Annotated in this window: 5 protein-coding genes; 4 read left to right on the plus strand and 1 reads right to left on the minus strand. The window is 65.8% G+C overall.

Annotated features, from left to right (window positions below):
- Window positions 1–216: 216 nt before the first annotated feature.
- The 3 genes from ACFWAY_RS53375 to ACFWAY_RS53385 all read left to right on the plus strand — a co-directional run bounded on the left by ACFWAY_RS53375 (window position 217) and on the right by ACFWAY_RS53385 (window position 1,685).
- On the plus strand, window positions 217–702 hold the full coding sequence (locus ACFWAY_RS53375) for a hypothetical protein (protein ID WP_378516485.1): 486 nt from the start codon (window positions 217–219) through the stop codon (window positions 700–702).
- A 294-nt stretch (window positions 703–996) separates the two neighbouring features.
- Window positions 997–1,527 (plus strand): YceI family protein, encoded by a 531-nt coding sequence (locus tag ACFWAY_RS53380; RefSeq protein WP_378516486.1) that lies wholly within the window; start codon window positions 997–999, stop codon window positions 1,525–1,527.
- Window positions 1,528–1,562: 35 nt separating this feature from the next.
- Window positions 1,563–1,685, plus strand: a complete 123-nt coding sequence (locus ACFWAY_RS53385; RefSeq protein WP_378516487.1) for a hypothetical protein — start codon at window positions 1,563–1,565, stop codon at window positions 1,683–1,685.
- Between the two features lie 156 nt (window positions 1,686–1,841).
- Here the strand turns inward: ACFWAY_RS53385 and ACFWAY_RS53390 are convergent, their stop codons facing one another.
- Window positions 1,842–2,132 (minus strand): DUF4193 domain-containing protein, encoded by a 291-nt coding sequence (locus ACFWAY_RS53390; protein WP_378516488.1) that lies wholly within the window; start codon window positions 2,130–2,132, stop codon window positions 1,842–1,844.
- Window positions 2,133–2,257: 125 nt separating this feature from the next.
- Here ACFWAY_RS53390 and ACFWAY_RS53395 point away from each other — a divergent pair, with 125 nt between their 5' ends.
- Window positions 2,258–2,497, plus strand: a complete 240-nt coding sequence (locus ACFWAY_RS53395; protein ID WP_378516489.1) for a hypothetical protein — start codon at window positions 2,258–2,260, stop codon at window positions 2,495–2,497.
- Window positions 2,498–2,753 lie beyond the last annotated feature (256 nt).

Consider the following 2,753-nt stretch of genomic DNA (forward strand, 5'->3'; position numbering starts at 1 on the left):
ACCACCGACCTGCACCGACACCTCGAACGACTCGACCACCACGACCGAACCCTGCAAGCGGCATAACCCCCGACGAATTAGCGAATCAGACCACTTAGCAGGCCCTCGCCGTAGGGCAGCCTAACCTTCCCGTTGCAGATCGTTTCGGTGCTTGCTGGGCGGGCCATCCATCGTGTGCGCGGGGGCGCGGTGACAATCGAAAAGGAACACATTCTCGTGGCTTCATCACTCACGCGCCGTATCGTCGGTGCCGGCGCGATCGCCGGATTCTCCGCTCTCGCCCTGATCGCGAACCCCGCCATCAGTGCGGCCACGGTCACGGGCTCGTCGACGGTGACCAACAGCGCCACCACCATCACGGTCGTCCTCCACGACATCGCGGCCACCGAGGCGCTCAATCATTGTGAGGCGCAGATCTTCCCCTTCGACGCAGCGGTCTACGACAAGACCACCCGGGTCGACGAGATCAAGTACCCCGGTTTCACCGGCGGTGAGGCGACGGGTACCTCGATCGAGTTGCCGGCGGGCACGTACGCGGTGATCACCCAGTGTAAGGAGGGTGTGAGCACCAACCCGTACGTCAAGCTCGGCCCGGTCGCGCAGGTGACCTTGACCGGGACCCCGGCCCCGGGCGGCACCGGCAGCCTCGGCGACCTGGGCCTGGATGATTTGCTTGGCCTCCTCGGCGGGCTCGGCGGCTAGATACAACCGCAGCAGTTGTCGTCCCGGTGCGGAGACGACAACTGCTGCCCGGCGTGCCGGTTCACCGGCCTGTGGTCTCCTGTCGTGACGGTGGACGTGTGCAGGTAACGACCTCGCGGTAGGAGGCTCGGTTCCCCGCTCCCGGCCGGCGACTCTCGTGTCATCCGTTTTCTCGATAGTCTCAGGGTGGTGGACGTCGGCCCGGATGCCGCCACTCGACCGATGTAGTGGGTGCGCGCGCCGACGGATAGTCCATGACGACGGCTCTGTTTATGTCTGGGAGGTCGAGCGAACATGACCGGTTCCACTTCGCGCCCACCTGTCGGCTCCGCTCCGCCGGGCCGATATCTGATCGACCCGGTACGGAGCAGTGTCCGGTTCCGCACCCGGCACCTGTTCGGATTGGCCCCGGTGTCAGGTGAATTCAGCCTGATCGGCGGCCATCTGGATATCGCGGAGCCGATAGGAGAATCACGGGCGCACCTGGAGATCGCGACCAGCAGCTTCCACACCGACAGCACCCGCCGCGACGACGACGTGCGTGGCACGAAGTTCCTCGATGCCGCCGCCCGCCCGGTCATCACCGCCGACGTGGACCGCGCCGACTTCGACGGCGAGACCGTCGTCGGTCAGGGGACGCTCGACGTGGGGCCGCGGGCTGCCCCGTTCGCCGTTCGTGTCACGGGCGTGGAGGTCCGGGCAGAGGGGCTCGAGGTGACGGCGACGTCCCGAATCGATCGCTACGCTCACGGCATCACCGCCGCTCGGGGGATGGCTGCCCGCTACCTCGACATCGAAATGACCATCGTGGCCAGCCGTGAATGATCTGGTGCCGTGCTGCCCGACCGTCACGGGTGGCGATGGTGGAGATCCCGACCGTCGAGCTGCTCGTCGAGCATGCCGATGGTGGTGATGAGACGTGGGTGAAGGAGAACGGTGTCGTGGTCTATCCGCAGGTTCCGGCCGACCGACCCGAGCCCTGACGTTTTCGTTCGTGCCATGTGCCACCCGCCAGGATTTGAATCCGCAACGCCCGCGAGCCCGCGGGCGACGTGACAGGTTACTCAGCGACGACGATGACGTCCGAATCCGGAAGCCGGGATTTCGGAGATGCGAGGCACTCCGAGTGATCGACGTTCTCAGGCGCAGTCGCGGCAGATCAGCTGCTGATGTTCGGCGAGGCGGCTGCGGTGGTGGACCAGAAAGCAACTGGTGCAGGTGAAGTCGTCCGACTGCTTGGGGATGACGCGGACGGTGAATTCTTCACCGGACAGGTCGGCGCCGGGCAGTTCGAAGGACTCGGCGGTGTCGGCGTCCTCGACGCCCACGGCGGGGGACTGGGTGTCTTTCCGGCTGGCGGTCAGCTGTTCGAGGGAGGTGTCCGTCTCGTCGGATTCGGTGACTCGTGGTGCGTCGTAGTCAGTGGCCATGACTGATCTTTCCTGATGCTGTGGGTGTTCGGACCCGCCAGACCAGAGGGTGCGGTGCCGCGTCACGCTCTCGGGGGCATCGTGTGCTGCGACTTCAACCTCTTGGGGCGGAGTATGCGCCGCGGGTGATCGTCACCGACAAACTCGACTCCTACCGGGTCGCCGGCCGCGAGCTGATCGCATCGGTCGAGCATCGCCGCTCGAAGTACTCGGACAATCGGATCGAGAATTCGCACCACCCACCAGGCAGCGAGAACGGGCGACGAGACGGTTCACCGACCGCGACACCCGCGGCCACGGTCACCGACCTCACCGAGACGATCAGTACCCGCGCTCACGCGTACCGCGATCTCCGGAGGCTGTGACAGTGAGGTTCGCATCGTCACCGTCGTAATCGTCGGCCGTGGTTGGCGGCCGGGTGCGCCGGGGTGCTGGGAGACATGTCGTCATGGCAGGTCAAGAGCCGATTCGGCTGCGCCGCAGCGTTGGTGATCGTCAGGCCGTTGTGGGAATGGTGATCTGCTCTCTGCCGTCGATGGTCGAGCGCAGGTAGTGCGGGCAGGTGAGCACCTGTCGGGGCACGGGAATCGCCTGACGGTCGGTGCCTGGGTAGAGGCGGTA

This window comes from Rhodococcus sp. NPDC059968, from assembly GCF_042738615.1.
GTDB lineage: Bacteria > Actinomycetota > Actinomycetes > Mycobacteriales > Mycobacteriaceae > Rhodococcus_F.